This is a genomic window from Brevundimonas sp. GN22 (assembly GCF_054824005.1).
Genome location: NZ_JSYD01000129.1, coordinates 1 through 739, shown reverse-complemented (window position 1 = coordinate 739; position 739 = coordinate 1). Strand labels below are relative to the sequence as shown.

The 739-nt window shown below is 49.1% G+C and carries 2 protein-coding genes; both read right to left on the bottom strand.

The window, feature by feature from the left end; all coding sequences use genetic code 11:
* Positions 1-73: 73 nt before the first annotated feature.
* Positions 74-409 carry a hypothetical protein gene (locus tag OB03_RS14020; protein WP_461344569.1) on the bottom strand — a complete coding sequence of 112 codons (336 nt, stop codon included), beginning with the start codon at positions 407-409 and terminating at the stop codon, positions 74-76.
* Positions 410-563: 154 nt separating this feature from the next.
* On the bottom strand, positions 564-710 hold the full coding sequence (locus OB03_RS14015; RefSeq protein WP_461344570.1) for a helix-turn-helix domain-containing protein: 147 nt from the start codon (positions 708-710) through the stop codon (positions 564-566).
* Positions 711-739: the final 29 nt, after the last annotated feature.

Genomic DNA, 739 nt, shown 5'->3' with positions numbered 1-739 from the left:
GACGCCCATTGTCATTTTTCCGGCTGCGCTAGTCGGGTCCGCGCAGCCGGATTTGCCGTAAATATCCCGCAAGTTAGCTTTGTTTGCAGCCCATCGAATAGGCTTGAGCAAAGCCGTTATCGCTATTCAGGTCTTCGATCAGCGGGGCCAGATTCTTCGGAGAGGACATGAAACGGGTAAAACCAACGTATGCCCCATAACGGTTTTTGCCGTTCACTTCACCGCAGACAACACTCATAGAGCCAGTCTTAACCACCCGGAGGTTTCGAAACTCAGCTGCGGATGGGTCATGCATTACCGAGGCTACGTCTTTTTTTGCCTCTTTGATGAGATTCTGATTCGTACCGTCAATCATGTGGCACGCTGCCAAAGACAAGCCGACTACAGCTAAAAGAATACTCTTCTTCATTTTTATTCTCTAAACTTAAGATTATTTACGCTTCGTTTCAACGTTGCGTCGTTGGCGGAAGCACTACGCCCCAGTCGAATAGTCGACTCGCATTACCGAAGAAAGCTTGTGGTTTAAAGTCAAGATTGGTGCCTCAAGCCGCTGATATTTCATATTAATCATCCATCTCGGATAACGGAAGGCTCTTTTCAATCCGTTGAATGGCAGAGCGTGAAACACCAAAACGTTTCGCTACAACGCCAAGACTTTCGCCTTTAGATCGCAACTTTAGGGCTTCGGCTTGCTGCGCCTTTGAAAGCACTGCTGGGCGCCCCAGAGAGCGCCCCTGAG

What these genes read in the sequence shown, in the direction of transcription:
- OB03_RS14020 (WP_461344569.1), bottom strand. Translation starts at nt 409, where the DNA reads ATGAAGAAGAGTATTCTTTTAGCTGTAGTCGGCTTGTCTTTGGCAGCG.